14 protein-coding genes are annotated in these 20,138 nt (G+C 73.6%); 8 read left to right on the top strand and 6 right to left on the bottom strand.

Annotated elements, in window-relative coordinates; translation table 11 throughout:
- The first annotated feature begins 3 nt into the window (after window positions 1–3).
- The 3 genes from AB0J55_RS40350 to AB0J55_RS40340 are packed head-to-tail and all read left to right on the top strand — an operon-like array spanning window position 4 to window position 3,112.
- On the top strand, window positions 4–909 hold the full coding sequence (locus AB0J55_RS40350; RefSeq protein ID WP_364261485.1) for a sugar ABC transporter permease: 906 nt from the start codon (window positions 4–6) through the stop codon (window positions 907–909).
- Entirely contained in the window at window positions 906–1,730 is an 825-nt protein-coding gene (locus tag AB0J55_RS40345; protein ID WP_364261482.1) for a carbohydrate ABC transporter permease, read from the top strand. The genes AB0J55_RS40350 and AB0J55_RS40345 overlap by 4 nt, the downstream gene beginning before the upstream one ends.
- Window positions 1,727–3,112 (top strand): GH1 family beta-glucosidase, encoded by a 1,386-nt coding sequence (locus tag AB0J55_RS40340; RefSeq protein ID WP_364261479.1) that lies wholly within the window; start codon window positions 1,727–1,729, stop codon window positions 3,110–3,112. Before AB0J55_RS40345 ends, AB0J55_RS40340 begins: the two co-directional genes overlap by 4 nt.
- Here AB0J55_RS40340 and AB0J55_RS40335 read toward each other — a convergent pair.
- Together AB0J55_RS40335 and AB0J55_RS40330 are read right to left on the bottom strand one after the other, a co-directional pair.
- Entirely contained in the window at window positions 3,071–6,700 is a 3,630-nt protein-coding gene (locus AB0J55_RS40335) for a BTAD domain-containing putative transcriptional regulator (protein WP_364261477.1), read from the bottom strand. The two genes, AB0J55_RS40340 and AB0J55_RS40335, sit on opposite strands and share 42 nt — an antisense overlap.
- Before the next feature lie 141 nt (window positions 6,701–6,841).
- Window positions 6,842–10,039 carry a BTAD domain-containing putative transcriptional regulator gene (locus AB0J55_RS40330; RefSeq protein ID WP_364261474.1) on the bottom strand — a complete coding sequence of 1,066 codons (3,198 nt, stop codon included), beginning with the start codon at window positions 10,037–10,039 and terminating at the stop codon, window positions 6,842–6,844.
- Window positions 10,040–10,260: 221 nt separating this feature from the next.
- Between AB0J55_RS40330 and AB0J55_RS40325 the strand changes: the two genes are divergently transcribed.
- The 4 genes from AB0J55_RS40325 to AB0J55_RS40310 are packed head-to-tail and all read left to right on the top strand — an operon-like array spanning window position 10,261 to window position 12,772.
- The gene (locus AB0J55_RS40325) at window positions 10,261–10,506 is read left to right on the top strand and encodes a WXG100 family type VII secretion target (RefSeq protein WP_364261471.1); all 246 of its coding nucleotides are present in this window, start codon (window positions 10,261–10,263) and stop codon (window positions 10,504–10,506) included.
- Window positions 10,503–10,748, top strand: a complete 246-nt coding sequence (locus tag AB0J55_RS40320) for a hypothetical protein (protein WP_364261468.1) — start codon at window positions 10,503–10,505, stop codon at window positions 10,746–10,748. Before AB0J55_RS40325 ends, AB0J55_RS40320 begins: the two co-directional genes overlap by 4 nt.
- A 46-nt stretch (window positions 10,749–10,794) precedes the next feature.
- Window positions 10,795–11,397 carry a response regulator transcription factor gene (locus AB0J55_RS40315; RefSeq protein ID WP_004560905.1) on the top strand — a complete coding sequence of 201 codons (603 nt, stop codon included), beginning with the start codon at window positions 10,795–10,797 and terminating at the stop codon, window positions 11,395–11,397.
- A gap of 49 nt (window positions 11,398–11,446) precedes the next feature.
- Window positions 11,447–12,772: an amidase family protein gene (locus AB0J55_RS40310; protein WP_364261465.1), complete on the top strand. Its 1,326-nt coding sequence runs from the start codon at window positions 11,447–11,449 to the stop codon at window positions 12,770–12,772.
- Between the two features lie 258 nt (window positions 12,773–13,030).
- Here the strand turns inward: AB0J55_RS40310 and AB0J55_RS40305 are convergent, their stop codons facing one another.
- From AB0J55_RS40305 to AB0J55_RS40290, 4 genes are all read right to left on the bottom strand, one after another.
- Window positions 13,031–14,431, bottom strand: coding sequence for a cell division protein DivIVA (locus tag AB0J55_RS40305; protein WP_364261462.1), 1,401 nt, complete (start codon window positions 14,429–14,431; stop codon window positions 13,031–13,033).
- 105 nt (window positions 14,432–14,536) lie between these two features.
- A complete protein-coding gene (locus tag AB0J55_RS40300; RefSeq protein WP_364261459.1) occupies window positions 14,537–16,531 on the bottom strand; it encodes an SDR family oxidoreductase in 1,995 nt (664 codons plus the stop codon).
- A gap of 101 nt (window positions 16,532–16,632) precedes the next feature.
- Window positions 16,633–17,460, bottom strand: a complete 828-nt coding sequence (locus tag AB0J55_RS40295) for a class F sortase (protein WP_364261457.1) — start codon at window positions 17,458–17,460, stop codon at window positions 16,633–16,635.
- A gap of 4 nt (window positions 17,461–17,464) precedes the next feature.
- A complete protein-coding gene (locus tag AB0J55_RS40290; RefSeq protein WP_364261454.1) occupies window positions 17,465–18,928 on the bottom strand; it encodes a hypothetical protein in 1,464 nt (487 codons plus the stop codon).
- Window positions 18,929–19,244: 316 nt separating this feature from the next.
- Here AB0J55_RS40290 and AB0J55_RS40285 point away from each other — a divergent pair, with 316 nt between their 5' ends.
- The gene (locus tag AB0J55_RS40285) at window positions 19,245–20,078 is read left to right on the top strand and encodes a Bax inhibitor-1/YccA family protein (RefSeq protein WP_364261451.1); all 834 of its coding nucleotides are present in this window, start codon (window positions 19,245–19,247) and stop codon (window positions 20,076–20,078) included.
- Window positions 20,079–20,138: the final 60 nt, after the last annotated feature.

Raw genomic sequence — 20,138 nt, 5'->3', positions numbered from 1 at the left:
CGCGTGCAGCACCGGCTCGCCCGCTTCGACCGCAAGGTCACGCCGTTGCTGCTCGTCGCGCCCTTCTTCGCGCTGTTCGTCGTCTTCGGTGCCTTCCCGTTGCTGTACACCGCCTGGGTTTCGCTGCACGACTGGAACCTCCTCGAAGGCGACCGGGGTTCCTTCGGCGTCGCGAACTACGGCGACCTGCTCACCGACCCGAACTTCTACAACGCCCTCGCCAACACCGTGAGCATCTTCCTGCTCGCCGCGGTCCCGGAGTTCCTGCTGGCGCTGGGCATCGCGGCGCTGCTCGACCGGCCGCTGCGCGCGGCGACCTGGTGGCGCACCGGGATCCTGCTGCCGAACGTCGTGTCCGTGGTCGCCGTCGGGCTGGTGTTCGGGCAGCTGTTCAGCCGCGACTTCGGGGTCGTCAACGAGGTCCTCGGCTGGTTCGGTTTGGCGCCGGTCAACTGGCAGGCGACAACCTGGTCTTCGCACTTCGCCGTCGCGAGCATGGTGCTCTGGCGCTGGACCGGCTACAACGCGCTGATCTACCTCGCGGCGATGCAGGCCGTCCCCGGCGACCTGTACGAGGCCGCGGAACTCGACGGCGCCTCGCGGTGGCGGACCTTCTGGTCGATCACCGTGCCGGGCATCCGGCCGGCGCTGGCCTTCACCGCCATCGCCGGCACGGTCAACGGGCTGCAGCTGTTCGCCGAGCCGCAGCTGTTCGACGCCGGTGGCTCGGGCGGGACGGGTGGCAACGACCGCCAGTTCCAGACGCTCGTGATGTACCTGTACGAGAAGGGGTTCACGCACCTCGACGCCGGCTACGCGGCCGCCCTGACGTGGGTGATGTTCGTGATCTGCGCGCTGTTCGCGCTGGTGAACTACCGGCTGGTGCGCCGGTTCGTGAGGTCGGCGTGACGGCCCGGCGCCGGCCCGGCGGCTGGGTGTACGCGCTGCTGACCGGCGTGCTCGGCGCCTCGGTCTTCCCGCTGTACTGGTCGTTCGTCGTCGCCACGCGCGACAACTCGGCGATCGGGGAGACGTCGCCGTTGCTGCTGCCGGGCGGGCACCTCGCCGAGAACGTGCGGCGGGTCTTCGACACCGTCGACTTCTGGCTGGCCATCGGGAACTCGCTGATCGTCGCGGGCACCGTCACGGTGGCCAACGTCGTGCTCGCCAGTCTCGCCGGGTTCTCCTTCGCCCGGCTGCGGTTCCGCGGGCGCAACACCCTTTTTCTGCTGGTCGTCGGCTCGGCCATGGTGCCGGCGCAGCTCGGGGTCATCCCGCTGTACCTCGTCGTCGGCGACCTCGGCTGGTACGGGCGGCTCGAAGCGGTGATCGTGCCGGCGCTGGTCAGCGCCTTCAGCGTGTTCTGGATGCGGCAGGCGTGTGAAAACGCGATCAGCGCGGACCTGGTCGACGCCGCGACCGTCGACGGCTGCTCGATCCTGCGCACCTACTGGCACGTGGCCGTGCCCGCGCTCCGCGCGCCGGCCGCGGTGCTCGCGATGCTGACGTTCATGGCCACCTGGAACGACTACTTCTGGCCGCTGGTGGTCCTCGACCCCAACGAGACGCCGACCGTGCAGGTCGCCTTGTCGCAGCTGGCCAGCGGCTACTACACGGACTACGCGCTCATGCTCACCGGCGCGACCGTCGCCGTGGTGCCCGTCATCGCTTTGTTCCTGCTGCTGGGCCGCCACATCGTGCGGGGCATCCTGAAAGGGGCACCGGTATGACCTTCCCGACGGGCTTCCTGTGGGGCGCGGCGACCGCGTCCTACCAGGTCGAAGGCGGCGTCGCCGAAGGCGGTCGCGGACCGTCCATCTGGGACACGTTCGCGGCGGCCGACGGCAAGGTGCTGGGCGGCGCGACCGGCGCCGTCGCCTGCGACCACTACCACCGCTACCCCGAGGACATCGGCCTGCTGGCCGAGCTCGGCCTGAACGCCTACCGGTTCTCGGTCGCGTGGCCGCGGGTGATGCCGGACGGCCGGACGACGTCCGCGGCCGGGCTCGCCTTCTACGACCGGCTGGTCGACGAGCTGCTGAGCCGGGACGTCGTGCCGGTGCTGACGCTTTACCACTGGGACCTGCCGCAGGCCCTGGAGGACGACGGCGGCTGGCCGGAACGGGACACGGCCGCGCGGTTCGCCGACTACGCCGCGGTCGTGCACACCGCGCTCGGTGACCGCGTGAACCAGTGGACGACGATCAACGAGCCGTTCTGCGCGGCCTTCCTCGGCTACGGCAGCGGCGTGCACGCGCCGGGCGTCCAGGACCACGACACGGCGCTGGTCGCGGCCCACCACCTGCTGCTCGCACACGGCCTGGCGACGCGCGCGCTCACCGAACAGGCGCGGCCGGGCCACGAGTTCTCGCTGGCCCTGAACTTCGCCCCGGCCATCCCGGACGGCGACACCCCGGCCCACCGCGAGGCGGCCCGGAAGTTCGACGGCATCCACAACCGGTTCTTCCTCGACCCGGTCCTGGGCCGCGGCTACCCGGAAGACGTGCTGGCCGCCGCCGGCCGGTTCGTGGAGTGCGTCCGGGACGGCGACACCGACCTCATCGCGGCCCCGATCGGCTGGCTGGGCGTGAACTACTACGCGCCGGCGCGCGTCACGCCGCTCGAGGACCCGCAGGGGCCGAGCAACTGCCCGCTGCCGACGTTGCGGGGGATGGACGTGTTGCCCGCGCAGGGGCCGCTGACCGCGTTCGGCTGGGAGCAGGCCCCGGGCACGCTGACCGAGCTCCTGCGCTGGATCGACGCCCGGTCCGGCGGCCTCCCGCTGGTGGTGGCCGAAAACGGCGCGTCCTTTGTGGACCACGTCGTCGACGGCCGGGTGTACGACGCGGCCCGGGTCAACTACTTCATGGAGCACCTGCGGGCGGTGCACGACGCGATCCGCGACGGCGTCGACGTCCGCGGGTACTTCGCGTGGTCGTTGCTGGACAACTTCGAGTGGGCGATGGGCTACACCCAGCGGTTCGGCCTGGTGCACGTCGACTTCGAGACCCAGCGGCGGACGGTCAAGGAATCCGGCCGCTACCTGGGCCGGGTCGCCAAGGCGAATGCGCTAGGGCCGCCGGCGGACGGCGTCGGCGACGCCCGAGCGTGACGGCGTCTCCAGCTTGCCCAGCAGCCGCGCCACGTGGGCCTGGACCGTCCGCCGCGGCAGCGACAGCTCCGCCGCGATGTCCGGGTTCGACCGGCCCTCCGCGACCAGGCCCGCGATGCGGATCTCGATCGGCGTCAGCGACTCCCAGCCGTGGCCGGGGCGGATCGGCGAGAACAGCGCACCGCGGCGGACGCCGAGGCGGCGCAGCCGCGTTTCCGCCCGCCGCAGGTCCCAGCGCGCCGCTAGGGCCGTGTACAGCTCGGCGGCCTCCTCGAACGCCGCGTGCGCCGCGTCCAAGCGGCCCGCGCGGGCCAGCAGCACCGCCGCGTCCTCCAGGGCCGAGGCCAGTTCCGGGCGGCGGCCGACCGCGCGGAAGTGCTCGGCCGTGGCCAGCACCGGGGCCGGGTCCTCCTCGATCAGCCCGCGGCACCACGACACCGCCGCGTGCGCCCGCGCCGGACGTCGTTCCTTCGCCGCCTCCTCCTCGCACACCGCCAGTGCCCGGCGCGCGCGGACCACGTCGTCCTGCTCCATCGCCAGCCGCACGAACGCCGGGAGCCACTGGTGCCGCAGCATCATCTGCGCGTACGTCGGGTTCAGGATCGGTTCGAGGACGGCCATCGCGCGGACGCGGTCGCCGCGCTGCTCCGCCGCCAGTGCGTCCGCGACCAGCAGGAAGTCGAAGCTCTCGCGCTCGGCGCCGGTCGCCGGGGCGTACTCCTCCGCCGCGTCGAGGTGGGCCGCCGCCTGCGCCCGGTCGTCGCGGCGGCCGGCGATCAGGGCCGCGACGCCGTGCAGCAGCAGCGCCGCCGGGCCCGGTTCGCGCAGGCCGTTGAACGTGATCGCCGGGCCGTCCTCGATGACCGTGTCCAGCTCGACCAGGGCCTCGTCCCAACGGCCTTCCCAGTACCGGTGCACCGCGGCCGACACCTGGAGCCCGACCGGCAGCGCGTGCCGCGCGGCGACCTCGCCCGCGGCTCGCAGGGCGTCGCCCGCCTCGGCCAGCCGGTCGAGGTTCTGCAGCGTGAACACGCGGTTGTCGAGCAGGTCCAGGTGCAGGTCGGCCAGCTCGTGCTCGTCGCCGACGGCCTCGATCGCCGCGTCGATGTGGCCGAGCGCGCGGTCGTGCTCGCGGCGCACCGAATCGACCAGCCACAACGACTGCAGCGCGTGCGCGGTCAGGTAGGGATCGCCGCCGGCGAGGGCTTTCGTCTCGTGCGCCGTCTTCTCCGCACTGTCCAAATCGGACAGGTCGCCGCGCCGGAAGTTGGCCAGCAGCTGCCGGTGCTTGACCCGCCAGAGTTCCGGCACGGCCGGGTCGTCGACCGACGCGGCGAGGGTCGCGACGGCGCCTTCGGTGTCGCCACGCCGGTGCCGCAGCGCCGCGAGCACGTGCCGCATCTCCTCGACGGCGTCCGGCTCGACGGCGACGTCGAGGGCCTGCCGCGCCAGCGCTTCCGGGCTGCGTTCCAGCCGGAACAGCACCTTGACCAGCGCCACCAGCAGCGTCTCCCGGCGCGGGTCGGTGCCGGCGCACGCGGCCAGCGCGCGCTCCAGCAGCTCGACGGCGATCAGCGGCGCCCGGGTCGACACGGCGGCGTGGTGCCCGGCGAGCCAGTCCAGCACCCATTCGTCCACTGTGGCCGGTGCGGCCACCAGCTGCTCGGCGACGCGCTTGACCGGCGCGCCGATCCTGGCGAGCGCTTCGGCGGCCTGCCGGTGCAGCGCCGCCCGCGTCCCCGCCAGCAGCCGGTCGTAGAGCGCCTGGCGCAGCAGGGGATGCCGGAACGCCAGCTGCGTCCCGGTGTCGATGAGCACGTTCGCCGTCACGGCTTCTTCCAGCGGCTCCAGCAGGTCCGACGGCCGGGTGCCGACCACCGCGGCGACGTCGCCGACGGCGAACTCCATGCCCAGCAGCGCGCCCCAGCGCAGCACTTCCTGCGTCCGCGCGGTCAGGAAGTCCAGCCGCCGGTCGACCGCGGCGACCAGCGACCGCGGCGCCTCGAACTCCGCCGGGTCGTCGACGTCGGCCTGGCCGCCGCTCACCTCGACCGCGCCGGCGCGGGTCAGGACGTCGACCATTTCCTTGACGTACAACGGGTTTCCCGCACCACGGGCGGCCAGCTCGCGCAACCCCGGCCCGGGCGGCGCCCCGAGCTGGTCCTCGATCAGCCGCCCGACGTCGTCGCCGGTCAGCGGCGCGAGGTCGAGGACGACCCCGTCCCGCGCCTGGACACCGCGGCGCAGCTGGGCGAGCTCCGCGCGGTCGGGCGCCGGGCGGGTCGCGGCCACCAGCAGCAGCGGCAGCTGCCGGGTCGCCGCGCAGAGCCGGTGCCAGACCAGCACGGACGCCTCGTCGGCCCACTGCAGGTCGTCGAGCACCAGCACCTGCGGCGACTGCGCGCACAGCTCGTCAACCAGGGCCAGCAGCCGGTCGACGGCGCCGAGCACCGGATCGGCCGGCCCCCAGCTTCGCCGCACCGGGCTCTCGCCCGCGAGCTCCGCCGCCACCCGCGCGCGCCGCGGGTCGGGCGAATGCACGTCGATGGCCAGGCACTCCAGCACCACCTGCAGCGGGAACCGGGTGCTCAGCTCGTCGGCGGCCGCCCAGAGCCGCTGGAAGCCGGGGCCGTCCGGCAGCGACCGGGCGAGCAGCGCGGACTTGCCGATCCCGGCCTCGCCCTCGATCCAGACGGCCCGCCCGCGGCCGGCCCGGACGTCGGCGACGAGCTCGGCGAGCCGGGCCGTCTCGGCTTCCCGCCCGAACAGCCGGTGGCCGGCGGCGACGACCGGCGCCGCGGGCGCGTCGAGCACCGGGTCCTGGGCGAGGATCTGCTGCTGGAGCCGCTGCAGCGCCGGCCCGGGTTCGACGCCGAGCTCCGCGACGAGGGTGGCGCGGGCGTCGCGGAAGACGTCGAGGGCGTCGGCGGGCCGTCCGCTGCGGTAGAGGGCGAGCATGAGCGACTCCCGCAACGACTCCCGCAGCGGGTGCTCCCCGGCCAGCACGGCCAGCTCCGGCGCCAGGTCGAGGTGCCCGCCGAGGGCCAGCAGGGCTTCGGCGCGGCGTTCGAGGGTGTCGAGCCGGAGCTCAGCGAGGTATTCGCGGTGCCGTTCGGCGAACCCGCCGGGAACCCCGGACAGCGCCTCGCCCTGCCACAGCGCGAGGGCGGCGTCGAGTTCGGTGACCGCGGCCCGCGGATCCCCGCGGTCGAGGTGCTGCTGCGCGCGTTCGCGGTGCCGCTCGAACAGGGCCGCGTCGAGCGCGTCCGCACCGAGCAGCAGCGAGTACCCGGCGGGGTCCGACACCAGGACGCTGGCCGCCGACCAGCGCGACCGGTCCGGTTCGAGGGCCCGCCGCAGCCCCGAGACGTAGGTGTGCACGCTGCCCTCGACGCTGGCGGGCGCGGAATCACCCCAGACCCCGGCGATCAGCTCGGCCCGCGGAACGGGACGGCCGGCGTTGACCGCGAGCACCGCGAAAACGGCGCGCTGGCGGGCGGGGCCGAGGCCGATTTCGGCCGCCCCGCGCCAGGCCCGCAGCGGGCCGAGCACGCCCACCCGCAGGCCGGTGTCCGCATCCGCTGGCATCGCGTGCCGTCCCCTCTGGGGCGCTGCCCCAGACCCCGTTCCCCCAGGGACATCTCGGTACCGACTACTCCGGTGACCTTACCGACGTGACAACCCCCGCCGAGGTTGCGTGTTCAACTCGACGGAGATGAGGGAGGCGGGTCATTCCCCGGCGACGGCCCGCGCCCGCACCGGGTGCGCCCGCCGGATGCCGAACGGCTGCATCCGGGCCTCCGCGCGGCGGACGTCCCACACCGCGCCCATGCCCGTGTACGCCGTCAGCGCCGCCCGGAACGCCGTGCGGGCCTCCGTCAGCTCGCCCGACTCGGCCAGCAGGATCGCCGCGTCCTCGGTGGCCTTGGCCTCCTTCAGCAGCCGTCCCGCCGCGCGGTAGTGGCCGGCCGCGGTCAGGACCGGGGCGGGGTCGCCGTCGACCAGCCCGCGGCAGTGCGCGGCCGCCGCCGCGTGGGCCGGCGGGACCTCCGCCTCGGGCTCCAGCAGGCGCAACGCCTCCTGCACCCGCGGCTCGTCGCCGAGCGACAGCGCGATCCGGACCAGGTCCGGCAGCCACTGGTGGCGCGCCGCCGGCGGGTAGTTGTCCTCCAGCAGCGGCAGCAACGCCGTCAGCGCCGCCTCCGGCCTCCCCTCCTGCTCGGCCAGCAGCGCCCGCGCCGCGAGCAGGAAGTCGCCGCCGTCTGGCTCGAGGCCCGGTGGCCACTGCTGCCGTTCGGCCGCGTCGAGGTGCGTGCGGGCCTGGGCCGGCTCGCCGCGGTGGCCGGCGATCAGCGCGCCGACGCCGTGGACCAGCAGTGCCGAGCCCGGGCTGCGCAGCACGTAGGACGCGGTCTCGGCGCCGTCGCGGATCACCGCGTCCAGCTCGGCCAGCGCCGCCGGCCAGCGGCCCAGCCAGTAGTAGTGCACCGCGCCGGCCAGGTGCATCTCGCCCGGCACCGCGCGGGTCGCGGCGATCCGCCGGGCCGCGTCGAGCGGCTCGGCGGCCTCGTCGAGGCTGTTCAGGTTCGGCACGGCCAGCGCCGCGTCGTCCAGCGGGTGCAGCCCGGCCGGCGCCAGCGCCGTCTCTTCGCCGAGCTTCTCGAGCGTGGCCAGCAGCGATTCGTGCCGCCCGCGCCACATCTCCGGGACGTCGGCGTCGTCGAGGGTCCGCTTGAGCTCGGCGGTCGCCTCGGAAAAGTCGCCGCGGCGGTAGTAGACGTAGGCCAGGATCCAGCGCATCTCGGCCGCGCGCCTGCTGTCGGACGTTCGCGCCACCACCGAACGCGCCTCGGCTTCGGGTTCCCGGCCGAGCCAGAACAGCAGCCGGGCCAGCGTCGCGGTCAGCGTCTCCCGTGCGTCCGGCGGCAGCGTGCCCTGCGTGACGGCGTGGCGCAGCAGGTCCACGGCGACCCTCGGGGTTTCGGTGGCGACCGTGCCGATGTGCTCCAGCAGCCACCCGGTGACCCACGGGTCCACCTGCGCGGGCGCGGCGGCGAGCTGCCCGGCGACGCGGTCGGCGGGCACGCCCGCGGCGGCGAACGCCTCGGCCAGCTGCCGGTGCAGCGCGACCCGCATCGCCGCGGGCGTCTTTTCGTAGAGCACGCGGCGCACCAGCGGGTGCCGGAACGCCAGCCGGTCGCCCGACTCGACGAGCACCCCCGACGCGATCGCCTCGTCCACCGCGCCGACCAGCGCCGTCGGCGGCCGTTCGGTGGCGATGGCGATGTCCGCCAGCGAGAACTCCGCGCCCAGCAGCGCGGCCCAGCGCAGGGTGTCGCGGGTCCCGCTGGACAGGAAGTTCAGGTACAGCGTGATCCGCGAGCCCAGCGGTGACGGGATGCTCAGGCACGAGTTGCCGTCCAGGTGCGCGTGGACGCCGTCGAGCACGATCATCGCCTGCGCGAGCAGCGTCTCGATGATTTCCCGGACGTAACGCGGGTTCCCGGCCGCGTAGGACACCAGCTGCTGCAGCCCCGGCCCGGGCGGTGCGCCGACCAGCTCGGTGGCCAGCTCGCGGGCGGCCGCCTCGGCCAGCGGCGGCAGCGTGAGCACGGTGATGTCATCGTTGTCGAGCTCGGCCCGCAGGTCGTCGAGCAGGGCCGGCCGGGGCACCGGGCGGCAGGCGCCGACGAGCAGCAGCGGCAGCTGCCGCGTCTCCCGGCTCAGGTAGCGCCAGACGCGCAACGTCGTGTCGTCCGCCCACTGCAGGTCGTCGACCACCAGCACCAGCGGCCCTTCCGCGCACAGTTCGCGGACGAGCCCGAGCACGCCGTCGACCGGGTCCTCGCCGGACTGCGCGGCGAGCGCGGCCCGGCGCTCGTCGGTGGCACGCGGGTGCACGCCCAGCGCGTCGAGCAACGGCCGCAGGGAGAACCGCTGGTCCAGCGCGTCCGCGGCGGCGAAGGCGGGGTTCCGGTCCCGGGTCATGGCGAGCAGTTCGGCGAGCAGCGCCGTCCGGCCGCTGCCCGGCTCGCCTTCCAGCCACACCGACCGGCCCACGCCGGCCTCAAGACCGTCGACGGCTTCGCGCAGCCGGGCCAGTTCGGCCTCGCGTCCGACGAAGATCTCCGCGCGTTCCGGCATCGCCGAGGCCGGGAACCGCGCCGGACGCGGCGGTGGCGGCGGTTCCGGCGCCGGGGCGGCGGGCCTTTGCCGCAGTTCGTCGTGCAGCCGCCGCAGCGCCGGGCCGGGTTCGGTGCCCGACGCCTCGACGAGCCGGTCGCGGACGTCGGCGTACACCGCGATCGCCTCGGTCCGCCGTCCGGCCAGGACCAGGGCCCGCATGAGCAGCCCGCGCAACGTTTCGCGGAACGGGTGTTCGCGGGTCAGCGCGGTCAGTTCGGCGACGAGCTCGGCGTGCCCGCCGGAGTCCAGCACGACTTCGGCGCGCCGCTCGACGGTCGCCAGCCGCACCTCGGTGAGCCGCGCGCGCTGGGCGGCGGCGAACGGCCCGGGCAGGCCCGACAGCGGAACGCCGTGCCAGAGCCCCAGCGCCTCGTCGAGCGCTTCGCGTGCGCCGCGGAGGTCGCCCGCCGACTGCCGGCGTTGCGCCTGCTCGCGCAGGGCTTCGAAGCGGTGGACGTCGATGGCTTCGGCGTCGAGGCGAAGGGAGTAGCCGGAACCGATCGACGCGAGCAGCTGCGGGCCTTCGCCCTTGGCGCGCCCGGGTTCGAGGGCGCGCCGCAGCCCGGAAACGTAGGTGTAGATGGAGCCCTGGGCGCTCTGCGGCGGCGCCTCGCCCCAGACGGCGTCGATCAGCTCCTCGCGCGAGACCGTGCGGTTCGGGTGCATCGCCAGTGCGGCGAGGACCGTCCGCCGGTGCGCGGAGCCGAGGTCGAGCTCCGTGTCGCCCTGGAAAGCCTTCATGGGGCCCAGGAGCTGGAGTCTCGGTGCGGAGCCGTCCGCCGCCGACATCGGTCTCCCTTCGTGCGCGACGAACCGTCACGCGCCGGATGCCTGCCGTGAGCATACGCGGAAGCCGTGAACCGGCAGGCAAGGATGGCGGACATTCGGGCAAGGGCACGCGGCCGGGGTTCCGCGCCGGACCCGTCGTGCGCCAGGCTCGGGAGGCCCGAGAGGAGCTCCGCATGCCGACCGAAGACATGCAGCGGGCCGCCGCCAGCTTCGCGTACGCCCTCGAAGCGGCCCGCTCCCGCCTTCGCGACGTCAACAGCGAGATGGCCATGGCGCAGGCGTCGTGGCGCGGCGAGGCGTCGGTGCGGTTCGGCCAGGCGATGTGCGACTGGGAGCAGGAGTACGACGTGATCCTCTCGCGGCTGGCGGAGCTGCTGGAGACGACCGGCGGCCCGATGCCGCGGCCGCGGCTGCCGTGAGCCGCCTCGACTTCGGTTTCGCCGGCCTGGTGCTGGACCGGATGGACGTCATCACCGGGGAGCTGGGCGAAGTGCTCGCCGAGCTGGAGACGCGGGTGGAGCCCGGACTGGCCGGCTGGACGCCCGAGGCGCGGGAGGAGTACCTGCGTGCCCGGCGCGACTGGGCGCGCGCCGCCGAGCGGCTGCCCGGCTGCCTGGAACGGGCGCGGGCGGCGTTCGGGGAGCTGTCTTCACGGGCGTGAAGGTGGAATAGGGACGGCGTGAAGACGTCCCGGCCACACTGCGGGCATGAAGCCCGTCGAAGTGAGCGTCCTCGCCTCGGACCCGATCACGCACGCCGGCGCGGTGAGCCTGCTGGACGCGCATCCGGACGTCCGGCTGACCGACCTCGTGCCGGACGTGCTGCTGGTGATGGAGGACCACGTCACCGAGGCCGTCCTCGGCGAGATCCGCGCGGCCAAGGCGTCCCACGTGGTGCTGGTGGTCGAGCACTTCCGCGAGAGCGACCTGATGGCGGCGCTGGAGTGCGGCGTGGTGGCGGTCCTGCCGCGCCGCGAGACGGGCGGCGCCGAGCTGGTGACGGCGGTGCTCGCCGCGGGTGACGGCACGGCGAACCTGCCGCCGCGGCTGCAGGGCGCGCTGCTCGCGCAGGTGCAGCGGATGCGCAAGGACGTCCTGGAACCCAACGGGCTGACGCTGTCCGGGCTCGCGGCCCGCGAGTGCGACGTGCTGCGGCTGGTCGCCGAGGGGTTCGGGACGGAGGAGATCGCGGCGAAGCTGTGCTACTCCGAGCGGACCGTGAAGAACGTCCTGTACGGCCTGATGACTCGCTGCGGGTTGAACAACCGCGCCCACGCTGTTGCCTACGCGTTGCGAGCCGGCGCAATCTGAGACGCTTTCTTTGCCACTGTCACCTTTTCGTGGGCTAGGGTCGGCGATCATGGTGCTCACGGCAGTGGAGATCGCGGCGTCCGTCCGGGCCGGGAAGCTCGACCCGGTGCGGGTGACCGAGGAGGCGCTGGAGCGGATCGCCGCGGCGGACGGCGTGGTCGGCGCCTTCCGCCGGGTGCGTGCCGAAGAGGCGGTGAAGGAAGCCGCCGAGGTCGCCGCGCGGCCGGAACTCGCGTCGCTGCCGCTGGCCGGGGTGCCGGTCGCGGTCAAGGACGTCACGGAGATCGCCGGCGAATCCGCAACGCACGGTTCTTCGGCGGGACCGTCGGCACCGGCGGCCGCGGACGGCGTGATCGCGGCGCGGCTGCGCGCGGCGGGCGCGGTCCTGATCGGGCTGACCCGGGTGCCCGAGCTGTGCATCTGGCCGATGAGCGACACCCCGGACGGCATCGCCCGCAACCCCTGGGACCCGACGTACGCGGCGGGCGGCTCATCGGGCGGCAGCGCGGCGGCGGTGGCGGCGGGCCTGGTCCCGCTGGCCCACGGTTCCGACGGCATGGGCTCGGTCCGCCTGCCGGCGGCGATGTGCGGGCTGGTCGGGTTGAAGCCGAGCGCGAAGCTGCTGAGCGAAGGCGGCTGGTTCGGCATGTCGGTCCACGGCCCCCTGGCCACGACGGTCGCCGACACGGCGCTGCTGTTGTCGGTGCTGGCGGACTCGCCTGAGCTGGCTTCGGTGTCTTCACCGTCCGGCGTTCGTATCGGCATGTCGACAACGGTGCCGTTGCTGCACACACCGGTCCCTCGCGAGCTCGTGGCGGCGGTCTCGACGGCGGCGGAGGTACTGGCCGCACAGGGCCACGCCCTGACCCCGGCGGCCCCGCGTTACCCGGCGACGATGGTCCTAGGCATGACGGCCCGCTGGCTGGCGGGCCCGGCGGAGCAGGCCCGCGGCTTCGACTTCGCGGCCTTGCAGAAGCGCACCCGGGCCCACGTCCGCGCGGGCCGGCTGGTGGAGCGGGCGGGCCTGATCCGCTCCCGCACCCGTGACCTGTGGGTGGCCCGCGCGGAGGAGTTCTTCAGGGAGCACGACGTCCTGCTGACCCCGACGCTCTCGCACTGGCCGGTGAAGGCGGGCCGCTGGCACGAGCGGGGCTGGCTGCCGAACGTGCTGCCGTCGACGCGCTTGGCGGGCTTCACGGGCCAGTGGAACTTCGCGGGGTATCCGGCGATCACGGTCCCGATGGGCCGGTCGGCGGTTTCGGGGTTGCCGACCTCGGCGCAGCTGGTGGCTCGTCCGGGGGAGGAGAGGCTGTTGCTGGGCTTGGCGGCCCAGCTGGAGAAGGCCAACCCCTGGCCACGGACCGCCCGCAGCTGAAGCGCCGCTGCCGACGGCCCGGAATTGTCGGTGCTCGCCGGTAGCGTGGAAACGGGGGCTGCTCAGGCCGGAAAGCCGGAAAAGCCGCCTCGGCGAGCGAGACGGCTTTCCCGGAGGTGCTCGGGACCCGGTCGGTTCGCGGCAAACTTCGGTTTGGGCCTGGCGCAGGAGCCGCGCGGCTCAGGTCGAGGAGCGGGGCTTGCTCGCGGTAGCCGGTTCGGGCCAAGCCTCGGCTTGGTCTGGTGCAGGAGCCGCCCCTCAGGAGCTTGGCTTGCCCGCCGCGGGCGAGAGCGGCTTCGCGCCGCTGCCGTTCGCCGGCTTGGTTGCCGGGCCGTTCGAGTTCGCCGGCGCGTTGCCGGGCTTCGGTGCCGGAGTGGGCTTCGCCTGCTGAGCCGCCGGCTTCGCGGCCTGCGGCGCCGGCTTCGCCTGCTGCGCGGCTGCCTGCTGCGTCGGCTGCGCCGCTGGCTTCGGACTGGCCGCCTGCTGCGCCGCTGGCTTCGGACCGGCCGCCTGCTGCGCTCCCGCCGCCTGCTGCGCCTGCGCTCCCGCCGCCTTCGCCTGCCCCGCCGGCTTCGGCTGCGCCGCCCCCGGCTGCGCCCCCGCCGCCTGCGCCTGCTGCGCCCCCGCCGGCTTCGGCTGCGCCTGCGCCCCCTCCGTCTTCGGCACCGCCGACTGCACCACCGGCACCACAGGCGCCGACGGCGTCGTCGCCGACTCGTCCCCGTCCCCGCCCACCAGCCTCGAGGCCTGCGGGATCACCGCCTCCTCCGGCAGCGCCGCCAGCTGCGTCTCGCTCCGGTTGAGGATGTCCTCCGCCATCGCCAAGCTCTTCCGGGCCTGCTCGCGGATCTCCGCCAACCGCTCGACCTTCCGGTGCGCCGCCGTCGTGCGCTGGGCCGCCTGGGTCGTCGCCTCGTCCAAGCGTCGCTTGGCCTCCGCCGTGGCCTCGTCGAGGCGCCGCTTCGCCTCCGCCGTCGCCTCTGCGAGGCGGCGCTCGGCCTGGTTCTTGCTCGCCGTGCGCTGGTCCGCGACGTGCTTCTCCAGCGCCGCCTTCTGGGCCGCCATCGATGCCTCGAACTCGCGCTCCAGCTTCCGCCGCTTCCGCTCCGCCTCGGTGTCCAGCAGTTCGCGCCGCTGGGCTGCCTCGACGGTCAGCCGCTGCACCTCCGCGCGCGTCTCGGCAAGCGCGTTCTCGTGCTCCGAGTGCAGCAGATCGGCCTGCTTGTCCAGCTCCGCGACCAGCTTCGTGTACCGCTCACGCAGCTTCGTCGACGCCTCCGTCGAGCCCGCCCACGTCTTCTCCGCGGCGGCCTCGGCGCGCTTGATGATCTCGTCCGCGCGGGCCTGCGCGAGCGTGACGGTCCGCTGCATCCGCTCGTCGAGGTCCTCGAGCCGCTCCGGCGGCTTCAGCAGCTCCTCCACACGGGCTTCCAGCGTGGCGACCTGCTGCCGGACGGTTTCCGCCTCGCGGGTCGCGGCGGCGGCCTGCGCCACCGCGGCGTCGCGCTCGCCGAGCACCCGGCGCAGCTGGGCTTCGACGTGGTCGAGGTACTGCCGCACCTCGTTGCGGTCGAAGCCGTGCCACGCCTGGGTGTACTCGCGGCGGAGGGGGAGGAGGCCGTTGAGGGCGGTTGCGGCGGGGTCGCGCTCAGGAACCATGCGCCCGACCGTACCCGGGCACCCGCCGCCTCCGCCGTCCGGCTTAACGAATCACCAACACGTGTCGCCGTGTCGCCGGAATGGCCTCACCCCGAAAACGCAGCGTCACCAGTGGAAGCCACGCGAGAGCCGGGCCAGCGCCATCGCCGCGCGCGAGAGGTGTTTCTCGCCACGTCCGATCTTGAGTTCGCCCGAGCCGCCCGCCGCGGTCGAATCCGGGAAGATCCGGTAGCCCTGGTACGCGATCGCGTCGGTGAGGCCCGGCGTGAGCGTGTACGCCAGCCCGATCGCCTGCCCCGCCGGGGTTCCGATGTGCTTCGGCCGCTCGACGAGCGCCTTCATCACCATGTCCGCCGCCTGCTCCGGCGACTTCGTCGGGAACGCGTCGTAGATCTTGGTCGGGCGGATCATCGGGGTGCGCACCAGCGGCATGTGGATCGTGGTGAAGGTGATCCCGTCGCCGTGCGTCTCGGTCGCCGCGATCCGCGAGAAGTAGTCCAGCGCCGCCTTCGACGCCGCGTACGCCGAGAAGCGCGGCGCGATGCCCTGGACGCCGATCGACGACACGTTCACGATGTGCCCGAACTTCCGCTCCGACATGTGCGGCAGCACCGCGAGGATCAGCCGGACCGCGCCGAAGTAGTTGATCGCCATCGCGCGCTCGTAGTCGTGCATCCGGTCGTAGGACAGCTTGATCGACCGGCGGATCGACCGGCCGGCGTTGTTGACCAGCATGTCGATCCGGCCGTGCTCGGCCAGCATCGCGTCGACGGCCTTGCGCACCGAATCCTCGTCGGTGAGGTCGGCCGGGTACACCGACGCCGTGCCGCCGGCGGCGACGATCTCGTCGCGGACCTCCTCCAGCTCGTGCTGGCGCCGCGCGACGAGCAGCGGGATGCCGCCCGCCGCGGCGACTTTGAGCGCGGTCGCCCGCCCGATGCCCGAGGACGCGCCGGTGATGATCACGCGGCGGCCGTCCAGCTCGCCGCGCGGGCCGTGCTTGCGGGCGCGGAACGGGTCGAGGTGCTCGCGCCAGTAGCGCCACAGCGTCGGCGCGTACTCCTCCAGCCGCGGGACCTCGACGGTGCCGGCCAGTGCCTTGCGCGTCTCGGCCGAGGAGAACACCGACGGGAACGCCATCGTGTCGAGCAGCACCGGCGGGATGCCGAACCGCTCCATGACGGCGTCGCGGGCGATGGTGACGCCGGGGATGTGCTCGGTCAGCTTGACCAGCCCGACGATCCGCTTCGAGATGCCCTCGCCGAGCTGGACGGTGATCGTCGGTGCGCCCGCGGCCCGCGCGAAGGCGTTGTACACCGAAACGACCGGCTGCGGCTCGGGGTTGACCAGGTGGAAGGCGTGCCCGTCGAGCCCCGGCTTGACCACCAGCTCCAGCAGCGCCTTGGCGACGTAGTCGACCGGCACGATGTTGGTGTCGCCGAGGTCGGGGCCGACGACCGGCAGCACGTCCGGCAGCCCGGCGAGCCGGTTGATCGCGGGGAAGAGGTAGTACGGGCCGTCGATCTTGTCCATTTCGCCGGTCTCGGAGTGCCCGACGACGACGGCGGGCCGGTACACCCGCCACGGCACCCGGTCCTGCTCGCGGACGATCTTCTCGGCTTCGAACTTCGTCCGGTGGTACGGCGTGACCAGCCGCTGCCCGGCGTCGAACATCTCCTCGGTGAAGACGCCTTCGTGGTCGCCCGCGACGGCCACCGACGACACGTGGTGCAGGCAGCCCGCGCGCAGGTCCGCGGCGAGGTCGACGACGGCCTGCGTGCCCTCCACGTTGGCCTTGACGCTGGCTTCGTCGTCGGCGGTGAGGTCGTAGAGGGCGGCCAGGTGCACGATGTGGTCGACGCCGCCGCGCAGCTGCTCGCGGTCCGCTTCGGACACCCCGAGCAGCGGCTCGCCGAGGTCGCCGGTGACGAGCGTGACGCGGTCGGAGTGCGGCCACTGGTCGACCAGCGCGGCCAGCTTGGCCCGCGAGGACGCGCGCACGACCAGCGCGACGCGGTCGTCGTCGGGGCGGGAGAGCAGCAGCCGGGTGAAGTGGCGCCCGATCAGTCCGGTCGCCCCGGTCACCAGAAACGTCGCCATCGTCTTCTCACCTCTCGCTCCACAGCCCTGACCCTGGGCATTCTGCTGCATGGCGAGGCCCGCGACCACCGTTTCGAAACGTGATGTTACCCACGAGTAACTTAGGCTGGGTCCGCGGTGACGACGCGGTTCTCCTCGTAGCCGTCCGAGCCGCCGACCCAGCGGCCGCCGCACGTCACCAGCACGACCCGGTGCGGGCCGGACGGGCCGAACAGGTAGTCGGCGCGGGCGGCCAGGTCGCTCTTGTGCACCGTGGCCAGCTGCGAGATCCGGTACCGCCAGGTGGTGCCCGCACTGTCCACAATGGTCACCTCGGCGCCGATCCTGGCCCGCCACAGCTCGGCGAACGGCCCGGTCGCGCCCCGCCAGTTCACGTGGCCGGCGAACACGCTCGCCCCGCCCGCCGCGTCGAGGGGCGCGCCCCACCACGTGGCCTGCCCGAGGTCCGCCGGGATCGGCAGCTCGCCACCCGGGCCGAGGTCCTGCCGCACCAGTGTCGCCGTACCGCCCTCGGGCAGCCGGACGGTGCCCGGCCGCTGCGCCGGCGGGGACGGCGGCGCAGCGGGGGACGGCGTCTGCGCGGCAGGCGCGGCCGGAGCCGCGGACGAGGTGGCCGCCGGGGACGGGGGCGGCACCGGGGCCGCGGCCGCGGCCGCACCGGCGGCGGGCCACGCCGTGCCGGTCACGACGGCCCGAGGCGGCGCGGGGACCACGGTGGAGCCGAACTGCACCGCGAGCACCGTCGCCGCGCCGAGCGCGAAGCCGGCGAGCAGCCGGCCCCGGCCGGGCTTCCGGGCCCGGCCGCGCTTCCGGGCCGGCGGTTCCGGGGCGCCGCCGGGTGGTTCGTCGTCCGGGGCGGCCCAGCCGATGCCCCGGTGCCATTCGTCGACGAACCAGTCTTCGTCCCGCCGGCCGGTGTCGTGCGCCACGCCGTTACCGCCGGGACGCCCGCCGCGCGGCGACGCCGATCAGCCCGGCCGCCAGCAGCACGAGCAGGCCGAGCCCGGCCAGGCCCGCGCCGGGATAGCGGGTTTCGACCACGCCGTGCGCCAGCGCGACCGGCTGGTCGCCGGCCGGGATCGCGCGCGGGACCTCGTTGGCCTTGTTCGTCACGGTCAGGGCGAGCGTCTCGCCCGGTTTCACGGTGCCGCAGGCCGACGGCGGGTTCTGCGGGTCGTAGGCGTTCGTGTAGCCCGGCGGCGGGCTCGCCTCGACGACGCAGATCTCCTGCGGGGCGCGGAGACCCTCGACCGTCACGCCCCCGGTCTTGCCGTCGGTGGTGACGACGGCGGGCTTGCCGTCGGCCCCGGTGAGCGGCTTGCCGTCCTGCCCGAGCGCCGCGGACGTCCGGTCCTTCCCGGTGATCCGCAGCACGGCGCCGCCGACGCCCTGGCCGGTGGCCGCGTCCGTCTTGGTCACCTGGACCTTGCCGGGCTTGGCGACGTTGACGACCCCCTGGGCGGTCAGTTCCTTCTCGCCACCGGTGGAGACCACGCGCTGCACGGTGGTGTCGATCGGCAGCCGGACGTAGGGCCGGTCGGCCGGCGCCTTCAGCGAGGCCGCGAGCTTCGGCTTGTCGCCGGTCGGGGTCAGCTTCACCGTCACGGTGCCGTCGGCGCCGGTCTTCAGCGTGACCTCCTTCGCGGCGGCCTGCGGGCTCGCGTTGCCCGCGGCGTTGTCCGCCTTTCCGCCGTCGAGGGTGGCGGCGGTCGCCGTCAGCTTCACCTGGACGCCCGGGATCCCCTTGCCCCGGGCGTTCTTCACGGTCGCGGTCCAGTCGGCCGCTTCGCCGAGGTGCTGGTCGCCCTTGGGGGTGGTCACCGAAGCGGTCCACGGCCCGCGGTTGGTTTCGGCGTCGGTCTCCAGCCGCTCGACGGCGTCGGCCGCGGCCTTGAGGTGCTGCTGCATGAAGCCGAGGTGCCCGGGAGCGTCGTAGGCGATCTTGGCGGGCGGCAGGCCCGGGTCGAGGTCGGCCGGGGTGCGCGGCGCCGCGGTCCACGAGTGCAGCAGGTGGGCGAGCGCGGTCGCCTCGTCCGGATTCTCGGTGTCGCCGTAGCGCAGCAGCAGGTACGAGATGTTCGCCGCCTGGTCGGCGGGCAGTTTCGTGCCCCACTTGGTGAGGAGCTCGTCGCCGGGCTTGTACTGCTCGCCGGTGTCCGGCGCCTTGAGCAGGAAGCTCACGCAGAACACCTGCTGCCCGCCGACGACGTAGGACCCCAGCCAGACATCGTCCTCGGCGTCGCCGTTCTGGCCGCCGACGCGGTGCCCGATGCCTTCCTGGCTCGCGGCCGAGGCGACGGGTACGCCGGCGGTCGCGGACAGGGTGCCGAGCAGGGCCGCGGCCACGAGGCCGGTGAGCGCGCGAGCGGCCGCGCGCGGGCGTGTTGACCACCCCATGTGTCAATGCTCCTTCGTCGCCACGTGCGGTATCGCACGGCGTCTCTTCAGGTCACACGACTGATCAAGTCCCCGACGCGCGTTCGGTGATTGTCCGGGCACGCCAGGTGAGCGTTGCGCCAGGCGGCAAAACTGTGTACCGCTCTTCGGGTGGCTGTCGCCGAACGGTCGTGACCTTCGTCGCTTACCGTGTCGATCGAGGTCGGCGGGGTGCCGCCGGGTAAAGTCGTCTTTACTCGGCGGGAACCGCTGGTCCCCGGCGGTCGTTGGACCCGATGCAGCACGAAAAACGAAGCAGCAGATCCAGGAGGATCAGGTGCGTTCCAGTAGCAACCCGGCGTTCCGCAACCTGCCCAGTGGCGGAACCCAGACGTACGGGCAGTACGGGCCCCCGGTGGGCTTCAACCAACCCCAGGGCGGCGTGCCCGGGTACGGCCCGGGCCGGGCCACCTCCGGCGAGGGCGATCGCCCGATGACGGTCGACGACGTCGTCGTCAAGACCGGCCTGTCCCTCGGTACCGCGCTGCTGTTCGGGGTGATCACGGCGATCTGGGCGCAGGTCCAGCTGGCCGAGACCGGCAAGCTGTCCGGTGCGCTCGTCGGCGCGATGATCGGCGGCCTGGTCGTCGGGCTCGTCATCTCGCTGGTGATCATCTTCCGCCAGAAGCCCAGCGGCGCACTGACGCTGACGTACTCGGCGGCCGAAGGCCTGTTCCTCGGTGCGCTGAGCGGCGTGTTCGAGGTGATCTACCCCGGCATCGCGCTGCAGGCGATCATCGGCACCGTCGGCGTCTTCATCGGCATGCTGGTCGTCTACAAGACCGGCGCGGTCAAGGTCACGCCGAAGCTGACCAAGTGGATCGTCGGTGCCGTCGTCGGCGTCGCGATCCTGATGCTGTTCAACCTGATCAGCTCGCTGTTCTTCGGCTTCAACCCGCTGCGCGACGGCAGCCCGCTGGCCATCGCCTTCAGCATCCTCTGCATCGGCATCGCGGCCTTCAGCTTCCTGCTGGACTTCGACCAGGCCGACCGGATGATCCGCGAGGGCATGCCGTCGAAGTGGGCCTGGTACACGGCGTTCGGCCTGATGACGACGCTGGTCTGGCTGTACCTGGAGATCCTGCGGCTGCTCTCGTACCTGCGTGAGTAACCTGGCTCACCGTCTCGCAGTGAAGGCGCTCCGTAACCGGCGGGGCGCCTTTTCTGTGGG

Origin of the sequence: Amycolatopsis sp. NPDC049688 (assembly GCF_040674975.1) — a bacterium.
Lineage (GTDB): Bacteria > Actinomycetota > Actinomycetes > Mycobacteriales > Pseudonocardiaceae > Amycolatopsis.
The sequence above is the reverse complement of the archived record's forward strand: the minus strand, read 5'-3'. Positions and strand labels throughout refer to the sequence as shown.

Excerpts from the sequence above, each read along its gene's own strand:
- AB0J55_RS40325 (WP_364261471.1), top strand. The coding sequence starts at position 10,261 with ATGCCGACCGAAGACATGCAGCGGGCCGCCGCCAGCTTCGCGTACGCC.
- AB0J55_RS40315 (WP_004560905.1), top strand. The coding sequence starts at position 10,795 with ATGAAGCCCGTCGAAGTGAGCGTCCTCGCCTCGGACCCGATCACGCAC.
- AB0J55_RS40335 (WP_364261477.1), bottom strand. The coding sequence starts at position 6,700 with ATGCCAGCGGATGCGGACACCGGCCTGCGGGTGGGCGTGCTCGGCCCG.
- AB0J55_RS40340 (WP_364261479.1), top strand. The coding sequence starts at position 1,727 with ATGACCTTCCCGACGGGCTTCCTGTGGGGCGCGGCGACCGCGTCCTAC.
- AB0J55_RS40300 (WP_364261459.1), bottom strand. The coding sequence starts at position 16,531 with ATGGCGACGTTTCTGGTGACCGGGGCGACCGGACTGATCGGGCGCCAC.
- AB0J55_RS40310 (WP_364261465.1), top strand. The coding sequence starts at position 11,447 with ATGGTGCTCACGGCAGTGGAGATCGCGGCGTCCGTCCGGGCCGGGAAG.
- AB0J55_RS40290 (WP_364261454.1), bottom strand. The coding sequence starts at position 18,928 with ATGGGGTGGTCAACACGCCCGCGCGCGGCCGCTCGCGCGCTCACCGGC.
- AB0J55_RS40305 (WP_364261462.1), bottom strand. The coding sequence starts at position 14,431 with ATGGTTCCTGAGCGCGACCCCGCCGCAACCGCCCTCAACGGCCTCCTC.
- AB0J55_RS40330 (WP_364261474.1), bottom strand. The coding sequence starts at position 10,039 with ATGAAGGCTTTCCAGGGCGACACGGAGCTCGACCTCGGCTCCGCGCAC.